Origin of the sequence: Rhizobium mayense (genome assembly GCF_030272705.1) — a bacterium.
GTDB classification, from domain to species: domain Bacteria; phylum Pseudomonadota; class Alphaproteobacteria; order Rhizobiales; family Rhizobiaceae; genus Rhizobium; species Rhizobium mayense.
This window is the reverse complement of the sequence record NZ_JARFYM010000016.1, coordinates 57,692-74,411: the sequence shown is the minus strand read 5'-3', so window position 1 is coordinate 74,411 and position 16,720 is coordinate 57,692. Positions and strand designations below refer to the sequence as shown.

At 60.7% G+C, this 16,720-nt stretch carries 16 protein-coding genes; 8 read left to right on the top strand and 8 right to left on the bottom strand.

The window, feature by feature from the left end; genetic code table 11:
• Positions 1-4: 4 nt before the first annotated feature.
• Positions 5-1,102 carry a chorismate synthase gene (aroC, locus tag PY649_RS19535; RefSeq protein WP_285870270.1) on the bottom strand — a complete coding sequence of 366 codons (1,098 nt, stop codon included), beginning with the start codon at positions 1,100-1,102 and terminating at the stop codon, positions 5-7.
• Positions 1,103-1,413: 311 nt separating this feature from the next.
• On the opposite strand from aroC, the gene PY649_RS19530 reads away from it, so the two are divergent.
• A complete protein-coding gene (locus tag PY649_RS19530; RefSeq protein WP_285870269.1) occupies positions 1,414-1,674 on the top strand; it encodes a DUF1344 domain-containing protein in 261 nt (86 codons plus the stop codon).
• Between the two features lie 33 nt (positions 1,675-1,707).
• Here the strand turns inward: PY649_RS19530 and PY649_RS19525 are convergent, their stop codons facing one another.
• The 3 genes from PY649_RS19525 to PY649_RS19515 all read right to left on the bottom strand — a co-directional run bounded on the left by PY649_RS19525 (position 1,708) and on the right by PY649_RS19515 (position 4,441).
• The gene (locus PY649_RS19525; protein ID WP_285870268.1) at positions 1,708-2,304 is read right to left on the bottom strand and encodes a histidine phosphatase family protein; all 597 of its coding nucleotides are present in this window, start codon (positions 2,302-2,304) and stop codon (positions 1,708-1,710) included.
• Between the two features lie 18 nt (positions 2,305-2,322).
• A complete protein-coding gene (gene fabI, locus PY649_RS19520; protein WP_285870267.1) occupies positions 2,323-3,141 on the bottom strand; it encodes an enoyl-ACP reductase FabI in 819 nt (272 codons plus the stop codon).
• Positions 3,142-3,262: 121 nt separating this feature from the next.
• The gene (locus PY649_RS19515) at positions 3,263-4,441 is read right to left on the bottom strand and encodes a DnaJ domain-containing protein (protein ID WP_285870343.1); all 1,179 of its coding nucleotides are present in this window, start codon (positions 4,439-4,441) and stop codon (positions 3,263-3,265) included.
• 362 nt (positions 4,442-4,803) lie between these two features.
• On the opposite strand from PY649_RS19515, the gene PY649_RS19510 reads away from it, so the two are divergent.
• Both PY649_RS19510 and PY649_RS19505 read left to right on the top strand, forming a co-directional pair.
• On the top strand, positions 4,804-5,808 hold the full coding sequence (locus PY649_RS19510; RefSeq protein WP_285870266.1) for an ornithine cyclodeaminase family protein: 1,005 nt from the start codon (positions 4,804-4,806) through the stop codon (positions 5,806-5,808).
• Between the two features lie 29 nt (positions 5,809-5,837).
• Positions 5,838-7,361, top strand: coding sequence for an HAL/PAL/TAL family ammonia-lyase (locus PY649_RS19505; RefSeq protein ID WP_285870264.1), 1,524 nt, complete (start codon positions 5,838-5,840; stop codon positions 7,359-7,361).
• A gap of 29 nt (positions 7,362-7,390) precedes the next feature.
• Here the strand turns inward: PY649_RS19505 and PY649_RS19500 are convergent, their stop codons facing one another.
• Entirely contained in the window at positions 7,391-7,849 is a 459-nt protein-coding gene (locus PY649_RS19500) for an RT0821/Lpp0805 family surface protein (protein ID WP_285870263.1), read from the bottom strand.
• Between the two features lie 63 nt (positions 7,850-7,912).
• Between PY649_RS19500 and pdxH the strand changes: the two genes are divergently transcribed.
• Positions 7,913-8,533 (top strand): pyridoxamine 5'-phosphate oxidase, encoded by a 621-nt coding sequence (gene pdxH / locus PY649_RS19495; RefSeq protein WP_285870262.1) that lies wholly within the window; start codon positions 7,913-7,915, stop codon positions 8,531-8,533.
• Positions 8,534-8,653: 120 nt separating this feature from the next.
• Here the strand turns inward: pdxH and PY649_RS19490 are convergent, their stop codons facing one another.
• Positions 8,654-9,700, bottom strand: coding sequence for a polysaccharide deacetylase family protein (locus PY649_RS19490; RefSeq protein WP_285870260.1), 1,047 nt, complete (start codon positions 9,698-9,700; stop codon positions 8,654-8,656).
• 228 nt (positions 9,701-9,928) lie between these two features.
• Here PY649_RS19490 and PY649_RS19485 point away from each other — a divergent pair, with 228 nt between their 5' ends.
• Positions 9,929-11,230: a D-alanyl-D-alanine carboxypeptidase family protein gene (locus PY649_RS19485; protein WP_285870342.1), complete on the top strand. Its 1,302-nt coding sequence runs from the start codon at positions 9,929-9,931 to the stop codon at positions 11,228-11,230.
• Between the two features lie 112 nt (positions 11,231-11,342).
• On the top strand, positions 11,343-11,660 hold the full coding sequence (locus PY649_RS19480) for a nucleoside triphosphate pyrophosphohydrolase family protein (protein ID WP_285870259.1): 318 nt from the start codon (positions 11,343-11,345) through the stop codon (positions 11,658-11,660).
• A gap of 9 nt (positions 11,661-11,669) precedes the next feature.
• Here the strand turns inward: PY649_RS19480 and tldD are convergent, their stop codons facing one another.
• Entirely contained in the window at positions 11,670-13,085 is a 1,416-nt protein-coding gene (tldD, locus tag PY649_RS19475; protein WP_285870258.1) for a metalloprotease TldD, read from the bottom strand.
• A gap of 64 nt (positions 13,086-13,149) precedes the next feature.
• The gene (locus tag PY649_RS19470) at positions 13,150-13,782 is read right to left on the bottom strand and encodes an invasion associated locus B family protein (RefSeq protein WP_285870257.1); all 633 of its coding nucleotides are present in this window, start codon (positions 13,780-13,782) and stop codon (positions 13,150-13,152) included.
• A gap of 338 nt (positions 13,783-14,120) precedes the next feature.
• Between PY649_RS19470 and coxB the strand changes: the two genes are divergently transcribed.
• Together coxB and ctaD are read left to right on the top strand one after the other, a co-directional pair.
• Positions 14,121-15,011: a cytochrome c oxidase subunit II gene (gene coxB / locus PY649_RS19465; protein ID WP_285870256.1), complete on the top strand. Its 891-nt coding sequence runs from the start codon at positions 14,121-14,123 to the stop codon at positions 15,009-15,011.
• Positions 15,012-15,025: 14 nt separating this feature from the next.
• Positions 15,026-16,720 (top strand): cytochrome c oxidase subunit I, encoded by a 1,695-nt coding sequence (ctaD, locus tag PY649_RS19460; protein WP_285870255.1) that lies wholly within the window; start codon positions 15,026-15,028, stop codon positions 16,718-16,720.

Below are 16,720 nucleotides of genomic sequence, written 5' to 3'. Positions count from 1 at the left end.
GTCCTTATTTCAACCGGCCCGTCTGGCCGCGGTCTCTGAGGTAATGATCGGCGATGGCGCATGCAACCATCGCCTCGCCGATCGGCACGGCGCGAATGCCGACGCAGGGGTCGTGGCGGCCTTTGGTGCGGATATCGACATTGTGGCCGTCGGCGTCGATCGATCGGCGTTCGGTCAGGATTGAAGACGTCGGCTTGATGGCGAAGCGGGCGATGACGGGCTCGCCGGTGGAAATGCCGCCCAGGATGCCGCCCGCATGGTTCGACAGGAAAATGCGGTGGCCGTCATTGCCCATGCGCATTTCGTCGGCGTTTTCTTCGCCGGTCATCTCAGCGGCTCCGAAGCCATTGCCGATCTCGACGCCCTTGACGGCGTTGATGGACATCAGCAGCGAGGCGATATCCTGGTCAAGCTTGCCGTAGATCGGTGCACCAAGGCCGGCCGGCACGCCCTCGGCGACGACTTCGACCACGGCACCGATCGAGGAGCCGGCCTTGCGGATGCCGTCGAGATAGTCCTCCCAAACCGGTACGATATCCGGATCCGGCGAGAAGAAGGGGTTCCGGTCGACCTGTGCCCAATCCCACTTGGCACGATTGATCTTGTGCTTGCCGATCTGCACCAGCGCGCCGCGCACCGTGACGCCAGGCACGACGAGACGAGCAATGCCACCGGCCGCGACACGCGCCGCGGTCTCGCGGGCCGACGAGCGGCCGCCGCCGCGATAGTCGCGAATGCCGTATTTGACGTCATAGGTATAGTCGGCATGGCCCGGGCGGTAGCGACGAGCGATTTCGCCATAATCCTTGGAACGCTGGTCGGTGTTTTCGATCAGCATCGAGATCGGCGTCCCCGTCGAAATCATCGTCTCGCCGTCCTCGTCCAACATCACCCCGGACAGTATCTTGACGAGATCGTCTTCACGGCGCTGCGTGACGAAACGCGACTGGCCGGGCTTGCGCTTGTCGAGCCAGGCCTGGATGTCCTCAAGCTTGAAACGGAGCCCGGGAGGGCAGCCGTCAACGACGCAGCCGAGCGCCGGCCCATGGCTTTCGCCCCAGGTGGTGACGCGGAAGAGATGACCGAATGTATTGTGTGACATGGAAGCGACCGGATTGCTGCGGCCCGGCGGCGGCCGCGCCTTTATCTCGTGGAATTGCGGCACACTCATAGGCCAAAAAGCCGCCGAGGCAAATCTTTCTTTCCGCAGTGACCGCGCAGGCACTAACAGCGCCGGAATTCGCCAGGCGCCCGACATGGTAAACGAAGATTAACCCATGCTGTGGATTGTGAAAATACATTCATCAATTGGGCGGCGACCGCCATTGTTGCGGGCAATTTCCGCCATATTCGAAGCGCTATCTGTGCCCAATCAAGATTTAGCACCGAAATGAAATCAAGAGGGTACCGACGATGCGCTTCTTTGTTGCGACGCTCCTGGCCACGGCAAGTCTTCTTGCCCCCGTCGCCGGTTTTGCCGAAAGCGCCGATGTCGAGGCCACCATCAAGAAGGTCGATGAGAAGAATTTCAGCATTACGCTGGATGACGGCAAGAGCTATCAGGCGCCCCAGGATTTCGATTTCACCGGCCTGAAGGCCGGCGTCAAAGTTGTCGTCTTCTATACCGAAATCGACGGCAAGCGCGTCATCAACGATCTCGACATCATACAGTGAGAATTGGGGCGCCGTTTGCAGGCTGGCGGCTTCTTAAATCCAGCCGATGATTTTCTGTTGCGGATCGATCTTCAAGATCCGGTCCTGCGGGATTTCCGCTTCGGCAGCATCTTCCTTCGAGACATCGCCGATCAGCCGGAACAATGAGCGGATCACACCGCCATGGGTGACGCAGACGGTTGGTCGATCGACCGACGTCAGCCAGGAGCCGACGCGCCAGGAGAGGATTTCATAGCTCTCGGCATCTTCGCCGGGTGGGATGAAATCCCATTTGCCGGCATTGCGCTCGGCGAGGCGTTCGGCCTCGGTCGCCTTCAATTCCTTGATGGTAAAACCTTCCCAGGCGCCGAAGGAGACTTCGACCAGCCGCTCGTCGGTGCGGTAGTCCTTCGGCGGCAGGCCCATGGCTTCGCGCACGATCTCCATGGTCTCGCGGGTGCGCCTCAGCGGGCTTGCAACAAAATCGAAGGGCTGGTTTTCGAAAGCGAGGATTTCACCGAGTTCGATGCCATTCTGCCGCGCCTGCGCGCGGCCGATGGCGTTGAGATCGATGTCCTTCTGTCCTTGCAGCCGGCGCTCGGCATTCCAGTCCGTCTGACCGTGACGTATCACATAGATGATGAGCGGCACGGTCAGATTTCCTGTTGATCAGTCCTTGACGACTGCGATGTCAGGGGCGTCGACAGCCTTCATGCCGATCGCGTGATAGCCCGAATCGACATGGTGGACTTCGCCGGTAACGGCGGTGGAAAGATCGGAGAGGAGATAGAGCGCGCCGTTGCCGACTTCGTCGATCGAAACCGTGCGCTTCAGCGGCGCGTTATATTCGTTCCATTTCAGGATGTAGCGGAAGTCGCCGATGCCGGCGGCAGCAAGCGTCTTGATCGGGCCGGCCGAAATGGCGTTGACGCGAATGCCGCGACCACCGAGGTCGACGGCCAGGTAGCGCACGCTCGCTTCGAGCGCAGCCTTGGCGACGCCCATGACGTTGTAGTTCGGCATGACCTTTTCTGCACCATAATAGGTCAGCGTGATCATCGAGCCGCCGTCGTTCATGATGCGCTCGGCGCGCTGGGCGACGGCAATCAGCGAATAGACGGAGATATCCATCGTGCGGGCGAAGTTATCGCGGCTGGTGTCGACGTAGCGGCCGGTGAGCTCATCCTTGTCCGAGAAGGCAATGGCGTGCACGACGAAATCGATCTTGCCCCATTTCGCTTCCAGCGTATCGATGACGGCGTCGATCGTCGCAGGTTCCGTAACGTCGCAATGGCCCGCCATGAAGGCGCCAAGTTCCTGGGCGAGCGGCTCGACGCGCTTCTTCAAGGCGTCGCCCTGCCACGTCAATGCGATTTCGGCACCGGCTTCCGAACAGGCCTTGGCAATACCCCACGCTATGGAACGGTTGTTTGCAACGCCGAGGATGACGCCGCGCTTGCCTGCCATGAGGCCAGTGGCTTGAGCCATATTCTGCTCCCTTGAACTTCGAATGATCCTGCCTATGGCATAGGCCGATCCTCGGTTCAAGCATTGGAAAGATCATCAACTGTTAGGGATCGTAACAAAGGGTGCGGTTGTCACTGAAATTTCACAGAAAAAAGCCCTCGCGCATGCTGCGCATCAAATCGGTAACTTTATCATCCGGTTTTTCCCACAGCATCAGGCGCAATTCCACCACGAGATCGCCTTTCCCGCCATGTCCGTTCGGCAATCCCTCGCCGGAGATTCGGACGACCTGATCCGAACCGGACCAGGCAGGGACTGTAAGCTTGACCGGACCGTTCAATCCCTCGACGGTTGTTTCATAACCGAGCACCGCATTTTCGATGGTCACGGGATGCGTCGTGCGGACGTCGAAGCCGTCGAGCGTGAAACGGCTGTCGGTGGAGAGATGGATGGTGATCGCGACGTCGCCGCGCTGCATGCCCTGCAATTTCAGCCCCTGGCCCTTCAGATGCGCGACCTGGCCGTTGCTGATATCCGTCGTCGCCTGGAAGCGAGCCTCCCGTCCGTCGGACAGCGGAACGGTGATCCAATTCCCCTTCAGCATATCGTCGAGGGTGACGGTCGCTTCGGCCGCGATTTCCGGCGTCTTTTCCGGCACCTTATCCTGCGTGGTGCCGCCGGTGATGCGGCGTACGAGCGAGCCGAGGATGCCGAAGCGCGAGCGGAAGACGCTCGGGCCGGTCCCGGTTGCAAGCTGCTCCTCGTCGGCAAAGGTTTCGCCGGTCTCACTGCTGTTCGGCTCTTGCTGCTTGCCTGCCTCTGCGGCGCCGGCTTCGGTCGCGGCCTGGTTCGGTGTCGCGCGTGCGGCGGCCTTGGCGCCGAAAATTCGCTCGACCATATCCTCGGGCGATTCGGTTGCGGCGGCACCAGCAGCTGCCTGCGGGTTGGCGGCCGACGCAGCCTTCTGCGCCTTCTGGGCATTGGCGCGAGCGAGCTCCTCCAATATCTTTTCGGCGTTGGCGCGTGCGGCCTTGGCACGTTCCGCCGCTTCGCGAGCTGCATGGCGCTGCTGCATGATGGTCTGTTCTTTGCTTTGGCCACTCGCTTCGGCCATGCGCGCCACTTGATCGTAGCGGCTGCGCTTCTGCGGGTCCTTCAGCGTCTCATAGGCACGGCCGATTTCAGCAAACCGCTCCGTTGCCGTCGGATCGCCCATGTTATGGTCGGGATGTACGGCCTTGGCGAGGTTGCGCCACGCCGCCTTGATTTCGTCTGCCCCAGCATCCCTCTTTACGCCAAGCACCTTGTAAGGATCGCGCATCATTGTAACCACCGTTTTGATGGGCGTGCCCGGCCTCGTTGTGGCACCCCAAAAGAATGAAACAAGATATGGATCGCGCCGCATCTCTTGCTCCCCGGAAGCAAGAAAGGTTGACGCACATATGGTGTGATCCTGCGGGAGCAGTTGCTAATCAGTTGTTACGCTGGCTTGCCACGTCTGCCCGATCTGCCGCAATGGTTAGCCGTTTGCTAAGCTTTGGCGCGAAATATTGCCTGGACGCGCCGGCCCAGCCTATAGCTGGCGGTCCGGTTTCCAACCAGGATTCATCTTGACAATAAGTATATACAAATCGTTTCATGCCGAAACGAACGTAGCGACAAGCGGAAGAGGCTCGGTATTCCATGCAGGAAATTTGGATCGACTATCTGAACGCCATCGATGCCAAGGCGCTGGCGCTGACCAATGACGAGATCCTCGATGCCGTCAGCAAGGCGTTGTATGCGCAGGGACGCGGCGAAACGGTGATCGAGCCGCGCGTGCATCTCGTGCCCGAAAGCTCCGACAAGGGCCATTTCAATGTGCTGCGCGGCTACGTGAAGCCGCTGGACTATGCGGGTGTCAAAGTGGTCGGCGATTTCGTCGATAACTACAAGCAGGGTCTTCCTTCCGAAATGGCCGTGCTCAACCTGTTCGATCCGCGCACCGGCATGCCGAAGGCGATTGTAGACGCCACCGCGATCACCGATATGCGCACCGGCGCCGTCACCGCCATCGGCGCGCGCCATCTCGCTCGCAAGGACAGTAAAGTGCTCGGCCATATCGGCGCGCGCGGTACGGCCTATTGGAATGTCCGCCTGCTCGACCACCTCTTCGATTTCGAGGAAATCCGCGTCCATTCCCGCCGGCCCGAAAGCCGCGACGCGTTTGCTGCGCGGCTGGAAAAAGACCTCGGCAAGAGAATCACCGTCACAGACAACTGGGAAGACTGTCTTAAAGGCGCCGACATCATGGTCGAGGCCAGCCGCCTGCCGGAACCGACGCCGCTTTTCAAGACAGCCTGGGTCAAGAAGGGTGCCTTCGTCGTTCCCTATGGGACGATGAGCGCGCTCGAATTCGACCTGACCGACATCATGGACAAGGTCGTCGTCGACGATTGGGGCCAGTGCGGCCCCGGCCGTCCCTATGGCGCATTGCGCCGACACGTCGACGAAGGCAAGGTGACGGCGGAGACGCTGCACGCCGAAATCGGTCAGATCGTCTGTGACGCGCGGCCCGGCCGCGAGAGCGACGACGAGACCATCCTCTTTTGGCATCGCGGCCTCAGCACGACGGACGTTGCGCTGGGTGCGGCCATGGTCGACAAGGCAAAGCGGATGAACATCGGCCAGCGCCTGCGCTTCGCCTGAGAACGACGGTTTAACTAGCGGACAGACAGATGGACACTAGCGTCAAATGCGTGATCTTCGATGCGTCCGGCGCAGACATCGATGCGATCTGCGCCGTCGCGCGCAATGGCGCCGAGGTCACGATCGGTGCCGATGCGATCGCCGGCATCGAAGCTGCCTATGCCTGTCTCGCTCGCCATGCCGGCGAAGGCAAGGCGATCTATGGAGTGAGCACCGGCTTGGGCGCTGCGGTGGATACCCGCCTCGATCCCACGAAGGATTTCGGACAACATCGCATCCCTCGTCCCCGCGCCGTCGGCGTCGGGCGTTTTGCCGAAGCGGACGAGGTGCGCGCCATGATGGCGGCGCGTGTTGCCCGCTTCTGCCTCGGCTATTCGGGTGTGTCGCCTGATGTGGCCCAAGCGCTTGTCGGCATGCTCAATCGCTCCGTTTATCCAAAGGTGCCGATGACCGGCTCGATCGGTGAGGCGGATCTTCCGCCGCTTGCGCACATCGCCTTGGTATTGGTCGGCGAGGGAAGGGCCATTCTCCCGGATGGCCGTGAGGTTTCCGGTGCCGATGCATTGGCGGCTGCCGGGCTCGCGCAGCCGTCCTTCGGCATAAAGGACGGACTGTCGCTGATCTCTTCCAACGCTGGGTCCGTCGGCCTCGCCTGTCTGCTGCTGCAGGATATCGGACGCGTCTTCGCTGCGCATATCGGCGCTGTCGCGCTATCCTATGAAGGATTTCGCGCCAGCCTTGATCCACTCGATCCGTTGGCGCGCCGCTTGCGGCCCGGCCCCGGCCAGGGCGACGCCGCCGCCGCGGTCCGCTCGCTGCTTGAAGGGGGCGATCTTACAAAACCAGGTGCCGCCAGGCGTCTTCAGGACCCGCTCAGCCTTCGCTGCGTACCCTCAGTGTCCGGCGCCGCCTTACACGCGCTGAGGGGGGCGTGGGCCGCGACAGAGCTGGAGCTGCGCTCCGGCGACGACAATCCATCGGTCCTTGCCGCTGAGGATGTGGTCTTGCCGACCGGCAATTTCGATCCGACCCATATGGTGCTGGCCTTCGACACATTGGCGCTGGCGCTTGCGCGTCTGGCTGCCATGACGGCCGAGCGGATCATGAAGCTCCTGTCGCCGGGCTTCTCGGATCTGCCGCGCTTTCTCGCCCCGGAAGGTGTCGGCGCCAACGGCTTTGGCGCGCTGCAGAAGACGGTTGCGGCGCTAACCGCGGAGATCGGCCACCTGGCAATGCCCATGCCATTTGCAGTCACGCCGGTCGCCGATCGCGTCGAGGATTATGCCTCGCTCGCCATGTCGGTGATCGATAAGACCGGACGGCTGGTGGAGAAGCTGCGGTATTTGACTGCGATCGAGCTGATCGTGGCAGCTCGCGCCATCGATCTACGCGGCGCGATAGAGTTGGGTGAGGGGACCAAAGCTCTTTTTGCTGCGATCCGCTCGATCGTCCCGCCGCTAGAGGTTGACCGTTCACCCAGCAACGATATCTACGCGCTTGCGGATGGCATTGCGGCGGGCACGCTTGTTGGGCCGCTTTTGACCCTGAAATAAGAAACCTGAAATAAGAAAAAGGGCAGCGTTTAGCCGGCCTGTTGGAAGCTTAGCAATTGCCATTCGCCGTCACTCAGAAGGCAGGTCTTGCCAAAGAAATTGGCGATGCCGTCATAGGAGTGACGGGTCGTGCGGAACTGACGGCAAACTTGCCCCGAGGCGTTGTTCTCAACGATGGTGTCGATGACGCCGGCGCTTCCGGTTGAGGCATTCGCCCAGGGCACGGGCTGCCCGTTCAGCTTGTTGAGATCTGCCGAAGTCACGGCATTGCGCACGGTGGTTTCGTCGGAAACACTGTCGGCTGTCACAGGAGCGGTCGGGACGGTGCCAGTCGAGACGCTGCGGTCCACCTTTGCCGAACTCAACGTGTCCATGCCGCCGCCGACGCAGCCGCCAAGGGAGAAAAGGGAGAAAATGGCAATCGCCATCATCGCGCCTTTTGCAAGCTTGCGCTTTGTATGAACGGTCGACTTTGCTATGACTTCCACCTGAGTATGTTGGCCAGTGTTGGGGCTAGCGGTTTTTAGGAAATGCGGAGAATTTGAGCTAATATGTCGGAAAACGAGTTAACAACCGGTGACTTCACCGAACAGAACGAGCCTTTCACGCTTTTCGCCAGCTGGCTGCGCGAGGCTGAAGCCACAGAGCCGAACGACCCGAACGCGGTTGCCTTGGCAACGGTGGATAAGGATGGATTGCCAAATGTCCGCATGGTTCTTCTGAAAGGTTTCGATAGCGACGGATTCGTATTCTATACAAATTTCGAAAGCCAGAAAGGCCAAGAAATTCTTTCCCAAAAGAAAGCAGCCATGTGCTTCCACTGGAAGTCGTTGCGCCGGCAGGTCAGGCTGCGCGGCCTGGTTGAGGTGGTGAGCGACAAGGAAGCCGATGAATATTTCAAGACGCGCGCCCGCGGCAGCCGCATCGGCGCCTGGGCGTCGAAACAGTCGCGCCCGCTTGAGGGCCGTTTTGCACTGGAAAAGGCGGTTGCCGAATATACCGCCCGCTACGCTATCGGCGATATTCCGCGCCCGCCCTATTGGTCCGGCTTCCGTATCCGGCCGCTCTCGATCGAATTCTGGCACGATCGCCAGTTCCGCCTCCACGATCGCGTCGAATTCCGCCGCGACGTGCCGGAAGGCGCCTGGGAAAAGGTGCGGATGTATCCGTAACGGATCATGCCAAGGCCTAAAGCATGGCGCGCAAAAGTGCGTAGCGGTTTTGCGATAACGACATGCGCAAAATCAAGATACTAAAGCGCAAGAAGCAAATCCCAGAGATCGCGATGCGCTTTAGTGCCCCATTAACCGCATCGGAATGCCGGACGCGAGTGCTGCGGCGTACCGCGCCTTTTGGTAATGGCCGTTCAACGATAGCCGCGGCAGATGTGTGATCTTGGCGGCATTTGCCGCTCCGATCGTTCCAGGCCGGGTCGTCACCCCGACGGAAAACCCGAGTTCCGCCGCAAGCCTGGCTTCACGGGGGGAGACCGCGTCGGCGGTGCCGTAAGGGTAGGCGATCGTCGCCGGCCGCCTGCCGGAGATGTCGGCAACATAATCCGCCGACAAAGCCATTTCCGCCGCTGCTTCCGCCTCCGGCAGCCGTGCGAGCGCCCGGTGGCTCACCGTATGGGCCCCGAGCGAGGCGAGGGGGTAACGGATAAGCTGCTTCAGTTCGTCCCGGTCCATGATGGATGCGCGCACGAGATCGAGCGGCTCGAGGCCGTTCTTTCGAGCCAGTTCGTCGATCCGCGCGACGGCTTCCGTCTCGTCGTGGCCATGAACATAGGCGGCGAAGCGGGCAAAGACGGCTTGCCGTTTGCCGGCTTTGTCGAGGTCGAAACTCTCCGCGCCCCTGCCGAAATCAAAGGTCACGCGGCTCACTCGATTGAGCAGCTCGGCTAGCGTCTCCCACCATATGCTGTGCGTTCGCTCGGACAGCCCCTGGGCGACGAAGACGGTGAAGGGCGTGCCATGGCGGGAAAAGACCGGCAACGCGTGGTCGAGATTGTCTCGATTACCGTCATCAAGTGTAAAAGCGGCAAAGGGTGGCTTGTCGCGATCATTTGCGATACGTTCCGGCAACGCATCGACAGCGATGAAATCATAACCGTCCCGTTTCAGACGGGTGATGACGCGGTCGAGGAATTCGGGCGAAATTTCCAGATGTGCGTTTGGGGCGAAGGTTCGGCGCAAGGGAGGACGGACATGATGCAGGGTAAAGATGGCGCCGAGGCCGGCGACGTCCCGCATCAGGCCGAGGCTTTTCAGAATTGCGGCGGTTTCCAGCCCGCCGGAAATTGCGGCGCGCTTGAGATGGATTCTGATGCCCTGTTCCATGGGAATTGACCCGGTTGATAAATGCCCATGCTGTAGCCCATCCGGCGTTAAGTCTTGCTGAATCCACGCCATCTTTTCAATGTGTTAACCGTTATTTTACCAGCAAAGGCAAAATTGGAAATCTATCGAGGGTGTTGCCTCAATATCGCACCGAAATCAGGCTTTTGTCGCAAAAGCGCACAATGGGTTGATGCGGTGTATTGGCATTTGTTTCGGTTGGGGACGATTATGAAAAAACTTTTGATGGCCCTTTCTGCGGCCGTCTTGCTATTGGGCGCACCTGTGGCGAGCTTTGCGGGCAGCGCCTATCTGATTATGGATGCGAAGTCCGGCAAGGTTCTCGCCTCGGATAATGCTGATGATCTCAATCATCCCGCTTCGCTGACCAAGATGATGACGTTGTACCTGACCTTCGAGGCGATTCACCGCGGCAAGCTCAGCTGGAACAGCGCGATACCGGTGTCGCGTAACGCCGCAGCCAAGCCTCCGACCAAGCTCGGCTTGAAGCCGGGCAGCACCCTCACTGTCCGGGATGCCGTCGACGGCATGATCATCAAGTCCGCCAACGACGCCGCCACTGCCATGGGCGAAGCGCTGGGCGGCAGTGAAAGCGGATTTGCCCGCATCATGACGCAGAAGGCGCGTGAACTCGGCATGCGCCGCACCGTCTTCACCAACCCCTCTGGCTTGCCGAGCATGGAGCAGGTGACGACCGCGCGCGACATGTCGACGCTCGCCGTTGCGCTCATCAACAACTACCCTCAGGAGTACCGGCTGTTCTCGCAGTCTGGCTTCACCTATCGCGGCAGCCGTATTCGTGGTCATAACAATCTGATGTATCGCTATGAGGGCATGGACGGCATCAAGACCGGCTACACCAATGCCTCCGGCTTCAACATCGTCAGCGCCGTTCGCCAGGGCAACCGCCGCGTCATCGGCGTGGTGATGGGCGGCGCGACCGCTCGTGGCCGCGACGCATTCATGGCTTCGCTTCTCAATCGTTACGTGCCGAAAGCTACTTCCGCCGCCTCATCGCGCCTCGTGGCTAGCGTCGGCGGTGCAAAGCAGGTTGAAGTCGCTTCGGCGACGGATGATGTTGCCGTCGATGTCGATGCGCAAACCACGGCCACGGCGCGCACGGCCACGACTCGTAAACACGCCGAGTTCACCCCCTCTCCAACCCCGCTCGCCTATGCCGCCACGACGAACGTGACCGTGCCGGTGGATCGCCCGATGGCAATGGATGAAATCCAGAATGCCGGCAAACCGGCTACCGCCGGCGGCTGGCAGGTGCAGATTGCAGCTACCCCGACGGCGCAGGCCGCCAAGGACCTGCTGTCCGAAGCTCAGTCCAAGGCCGGTGATGCGCTGGCCAACGCTGCGCCTTATACCGAGGCCGTCGGAAAAGGCCGCAGCACGGTCTATCGCGCCCGCTTTGTCGGCTTCGACAGCCGCGATGAGGCGAATACCGCCTGTGCCGCCCTAAAGCGCAAAGATTTCAACTGCATGTTACTGCCGAACAAGGGCTGAGCGGAAATCAGGATTCGGGACTATCGAGACGGCGGGGCGTAAGCTCCGCCGTCTCGACATTTCCAGCAGAATCGTTCACTGGTGTTGCGAGAACATACAGGGAACAATATCGATGCTGTCCAGCCTGATCCAACAATTCGAAAAAGCCTCCGCCGCTTACGCCGCGGCCAACGGATTGGAACGCGACGGCGACTGGTTCGTGCTGAAACTGCTGGAGGAGATGGGCGAGCTCACCCAGATCTGGAACAAGACGACCGGCCGCGGAAGACGCAAGGGCATGAGCGATGAAGAACTGGCGACAGCGCTGGCCGACGAGACCGCCGACGTGCTTGGCCATGTCCTCCTCTTCGCCCACCGCAACGGCCTCGATCTTGCCGCGGCCGTCGAGCGGAAATGGCGGTTCCACCCAGGGGAGGGGATCAGTTCGTAGTTTTAACCGCTACGCCTTCGTACCGCCGACCGTCACCTGATCCATCCTCAGATGAGGCTGGCCAACGCCGACGGGCACCCACTGGCCGCCTTTGCCGCAATTGCCGATGCCGGTGTCGAGCTTCATGTCGTTGCCGATCATCGAGACGCGCTTCATCGCATCCGGGCCGTTGCCGATCAGCATGGCGCCCTTGATCGGCGCACCGACCTTGCCGTCCTCGATCAGGTAAGCTTCGGTGCAGCCGAAGACGAATTTGCCGGAGGTGATGTCCACCTGGCCGCCGCCGAAGGAGACGGCATAGATGCCCTTCTTCACCGAGGCGATGATTTCCTCCGGCGTCTTGTCGCCGCCGAGCATATAGGTGTTGGTCATGCGCGGCATCGGCGTGTGGGCGTAGCCCTGGCGGCGGCCGTTGCCGGTTGCCTTCATGCCCATGAGACGGGCATTCTGCCGGTCCTGCATATAGCCGACCAGCTTGCCGTTTTCTATCAGTACGTTGTAAGCCGATGGTGTGCCTTCGTCGTCGACCGTAATCGAGCCGCGGCGGTTTTCGATCGTGCCGTCGTCGACGACCGTTACGCCGGGAGCGGCGACCATCTGGCCAAGCAGCCCTGCAAAAGCCGAGGTCTTCTTGCGATTGAAATCGCCTTCCAGCCCATGGCCTACCGCTTCGTGCAGCATGACACCCGGCCAGCCAGAGCCGAGAACGACATCCATCGTGCCGGCCGGCGCATCGATCGCTTTGAGATTGATCAGCGCCTGGCGCAAAGCCTCGTCGGCACCGCGGCGCCAATTTTCCTGCGTGATGAAATCGCCGAAGCCGATGCGTCCGCCCGTACCATAGGAACCTGATTCCTGCCGGTCGCCTTCGCCGACCATCACCGAGATATTGATGCGCGTCATCGGCCTGATGTCGCGAACGCGATGGCCGTCGGCGCGCAGGATATCGACCACCTGCCAGCTTGCGGCGATGGAGGCGGTTACCTGGCGCACCTTGCCGTCCTTGTCGCGCAGATAGCTGTCGATTTCCTGCAGCAGCTTCGCCTTGTCTTCGAAGCTCGGGCTGCCGATCGGGTTCTCGTCGCTGTAGAGTACTTTATTTGTGCGCTGAGGGGCCGCGGCGTAAGAGCCCGCATAGCCGCTAGTGACGGCGCGCACCGCATCGGCGGCGCGCTTTAGCGCCACTTCGGACAGATCGCCCGCATGGGCGTAGCCCACCGCTTCGCCCGCGACGGCGCGCAGGCCAAAGCCTTGTTCGGTGTTGAAGCTGCCGCCCTTCATGCGTCCGTTGTCGAAGGTCAGCGATTCGGCCTGGATATGCTCGACAAAGAGTTCGCCGTCGTCGGCACCGGTAAGTGCGTCGGCGACGACGCCGCGCAGCTTGGTTTCGTCGGTATCGAACAAGGTAAGGAGATCGGTATTCATGGGTCAGGTGCTCCGTTCAGAGCCGATGTAGGTTTCGGATGACGAGAGAGCAAGCCCTGTCGCATTACGGAAGCGCGTCGTAGCCCTCGGCAAAGCCCTTGAGATCGACGGGAATGCCGATGCCTTCCTCCGGCGACTGAAAGACGATGAACGTTGCGGTCGCGCCGCTGCGCAGCGTCTTCAGCAGCTCGTCCTCAAGCACCACTTCGGCATAGCAGCCGTCCGAGAAGCAACGCACGAAATAGGCGCGGCCGATATCCTTGCCGTCGACGTTGAGGCCGAGGCCGTTCGGCAGCAGCACGCCGAGCGGCGCCAGCACGCGAAGGATCTTCGACTTTCGGTCGGCTGTCTTCAGCACGACGACCGAAAGGCCGACCTCCGGCCGGTCCTCGGCGATGACGTTCTGCATCAGCGCGCACTGTTCGGTCGATGCGCCGGCCGGCTTGTCGCAGACGACGGACCACGCGCCGTGGCTCGACCGCACCGTACCCGGCGGTTGTGGAACCTGGCTGGTCGGAAGCTGCTGGGTATGCGCAGGCGGCTGCTGCCCCGGCTGCTGCGGCGGCGGGGTTTGCAGCGGTTGAGCCTGGGGCGCCGGTTGTGTTTGCTGTGCCTGCTGCGCCAGAACGGGCGTTGCGGCCGCGGCAGCGATGCTGGCGGTGACAAACGAAAGCCGGGCGAGGGAACGAAAACCCATGGAAACCTCTAGATTCGAATCAGTGCCGCTATTGTTGAAGCCCAGGCCGGCAAATGAAAAGCCCCGGGTGCTGGATTCCAACCGACTGCGGCGGAAATACGACCTCTATCCTATTTTGCCCAGGCAATGCGATGGACCATCATGCAATTTTTCGTATGATGATGAAATGCTTGCCATGTTTCGGCGAGTAGGGGGACCATACTTCGCGCAAAAATGCCGCACGGACAAATGTCGGGAGTTGTTGCGGAGTGCTCCAAACTGTGGTTTGAAGCGCAATGGACTGTAGGGATACTGCGTTTGAGATTGATCTGGGATCAAACGCTGGAGGGAGAAACATCGTGATTAAGAGGGCTTACGCAGCTCTGGCGGCTACCGCCTGTCTGCTTTTTGCGACCGGCAGCTATGCCGATCAGCCAAGACCGTGGGAAACCGGCTTGCAAGAGGCGGCAACCGGCAACATGCATGCAATACGCTGGTTCGAAGCATACACGCTTTGGTTTATCGTTCCGATCACGCTGCTGGTGCTGGTCCTCTTGATCGTCGTCATGGTCAAGTTCCGGGCCTCGAAAAATCCTGTGCCCTCCAGAACGAGCCACAACACGCTGATCGAGGTCATCTGGACCGTCGGCCCGGTCCTCATTCTTCTGTTCCTGGCCGTTCCGTCCTTCGATCTTCTGACCGCGCAGTTGACGTTCCCGCAAAATCCTGACGTTACCGTCAAGGCGACGGCCACGCAGTGGCAGTGGAACTATGAATATGAAAATAGCGGCAACACGCCGCTGGATTTCGATTCCTTCCTCCTGAAGGACCAAGACCGCGCCGCGGCCGGCAAGGAAGACAAATCGAAATATCCGCGGCTTCTCGCCGTCGACAACGAGTTGGTGCTGCCCGTCAGCAAGGTTGTGCGCGTTCTCGTCACCGCTGCGCCGACGGATGTCATCCACTCCTTCGCGATGCCGTCCTTCGGCATCAAGATCGACGCCATTCCCGGCCGTTTGAACGAAACCTGGTTCAAGGCCGACCGTGAGGGCCTGTTCTACGGACAGTGTTCCGAGCTTTGCGGCAAGGACCATGCATTCATGCCGATCGCCATCCGCGTCGTTTCCCAGGATCAATACCAGCAGTGGCTGACCACTGCCGCCAGTGACCTGAGCAAGGCAAACAAGGCCCTGATGGCCGCAGTCGATCAGCCGGCTACCGTCAACGTCGCTGAAAACACGGCTCAGTAAGAGGGATAGGGATAATGGCTGGATCTACGGCACACGACGATCATTCGCACGCTCTTCATGACGCTCACGCGCATGACGACCATCACTCTCACAAGCTCAGTTTCGCGAACCGCTGGCTCTTCTCGACGAACCACAAGGACATCGGCACCCTCTATCTGGTGTTTGCGATCTTTGCCGGCGTCATCGGTTTCCTATTGTCCGTCGCGATCCGCATGGAATTGCAGGAGCCGGGCATCCAGATCTTCAGCGGTCTGGCCTCCATGGTCTATGGTTACTCTGGTGATGCCTCCATCGACGGCGGCAAGCAGATGTACAACGTCTTCGTCACCGCTCACGCGCTGATCATGATCTTCTTCATGGTCATGCCGGCGATGATCGGCGGTTTTGCTAATTGGATGGTGCCGATCATGATCGGCGCGCCGGACATGGCTTTCCCGCGCCTGAACAACATTTCCTTCTGGCTGATCGTTCCCGCCTTCCTGCTGCTGGTTCTTTCGATGTTCGTCGAAGGCCCTGCCGGCGCTTATGGCGCGGGTGGCGGCTGGACGCTGTATCCACCGCTGTCGGGCCTCGTCGGCCATCCCGGCCCGGCGGTCGATCTGGTGATCTTCGCTCTGCATATTGCCGGTGCTTCGTCGATCCTCGGTGCGATCAACTTCATCACCACCATCCTCAACATGCGCGCCCCGGGCATGACGCTGCACAAGATGCCGCTGTTTGCCTGGTCGGTGCTGATCACTGCCTTCCTGCTGCTCCTGTCGCTGCCGGTTCTCGCTGGCGCCATCACCATGGTGCTGACCGACCGCAACTTCGGCACGACCTTCTTCGCGCCGGAAGGCGGCGGTGACCCGATCCTTTACCAGCACCTGTTCTGGTTCTTCGGCCACCCCGAAGTCTACATCCTGATCCTGCCCGGCTTCGGCATGATCAGCCACATTATCTCGACCTTCTCGCGCAAGCCGATCTTCGGCTATCTCGGCATGGCCTATGCCATGGTTGCAATCGGCGCCGTCGGCTTCGTCGTCTGGGCCCACCACATGTATACGGTCGGCCTGTCGCTCGACACGCAGCGCTACTTCGTCTTCGCGACGATGGTCATCGCCGTTCCGACCGGCGTGAAGATCTTCTCCTGGATCGCGACGATGTGGGGCGGCTCGATCGAGTTCCGCACGCCGATGATCTGGGCGATCGGCTTCATCTTCCTGTTCACGGTGGGCGGCGTCACGGGCGTTCAGCTCGCCAATGCCGGTCTCGACCGCGTATGGCAGGACACCTACTACGTCGTAGCGCACTTCCACTACGTGCTGTCGCTCGGCGCCGTCTTCGCCATCTTCGCTGCCTGGTACTACTGGTTCCCGAAGATGACCGGCTACATGTACAATGAGAAGATCGGCAACGCCCATTTCTGGATCACCTTCATCGGCGTCAACATGATATTCTTCCCGCAGCACTTCCTCGGTCGTGCCGGCATGCCGCGCCGCTACATCGACTATCCGGATGCGTTCGCCGGCTGGAATTTCGTTTCCTCCATCGGGTCCTATGTTGCGGCCGTCGGCCTTTGCTTCTTCTTCTGGGGCGTCATCGATGCTTTCGCAAAGAAGCGCGTTGCCGGCAACAACCCCTGGGGCGAGGGTGCGACCACTCTGGAATGGCAACTTTCTTCGCCGCCGCCGTACCATCAGTGGGAAGAGCTGCCGCGTATCAAGTAG

Bases quoted from the DNA above. Each gene is read 5' to 3' on its own strand.
- aroC (WP_285870270.1), bottom strand. From the start codon at position 1,102: ATGTCACACAATACATTCGGTCATCTCTTCCGCGTCACCACCTGGGGC.
- PY649_RS19530 (WP_285870269.1), top strand. From the start codon at position 1,414: ATGCGCTTCTTTGTTGCGACGCTCCTGGCCACGGCAAGTCTTCTTGCC.
- fabI (WP_285870267.1), bottom strand. From the start codon at position 3,141: ATGGCTCAAGCCACTGGCCTCATGGCAGGCAAGCGCGGCGTCATCCTC.
- PY649_RS19515 (WP_285870343.1), bottom strand. From the start codon at position 4,441: ATGCGCGATCCTTACAAGGTGCTTGGCGTAAAGAGGGATGCTGGGGCA.
- PY649_RS19510 (WP_285870266.1), top strand. From the start codon at position 4,804: ATGCAGGAAATTTGGATCGACTATCTGAACGCCATCGATGCCAAGGCG.
- PY649_RS19505 (WP_285870264.1), top strand. From the start codon at position 5,838: ATGGACACTAGCGTCAAATGCGTGATCTTCGATGCGTCCGGCGCAGAC.
- pdxH (WP_285870262.1), top strand. From the start codon at position 7,913: ATGTCGGAAAACGAGTTAACAACCGGTGACTTCACCGAACAGAACGAG.
- PY649_RS19490 (WP_285870260.1), bottom strand. From the start codon at position 9,700: ATGGAACAGGGCATCAGAATCCATCTCAAGCGCGCCGCAATTTCCGGC.
- PY649_RS19485 (WP_285870342.1), top strand. From the start codon at position 9,929: ATGAAAAAACTTTTGATGGCCCTTTCTGCGGCCGTCTTGCTATTGGGC.
- PY649_RS19480 (WP_285870259.1), top strand. From the start codon at position 11,343: ATGCTGTCCAGCCTGATCCAACAATTCGAAAAAGCCTCCGCCGCTTAC.
- tldD (WP_285870258.1), bottom strand. From the start codon at position 13,085: ATGAATACCGATCTCCTTACCTTGTTCGATACCGACGAAACCAAGCTG.
- PY649_RS19470 (WP_285870257.1), bottom strand. From the start codon at position 13,782: ATGGGTTTTCGTTCCCTCGCCCGGCTTTCGTTTGTCACCGCCAGCATC.
- ctaD (WP_285870255.1), top strand. From the start codon at position 15,026: ATGGCTGGATCTACGGCACACGACGATCATTCGCACGCTCTTCATGAC.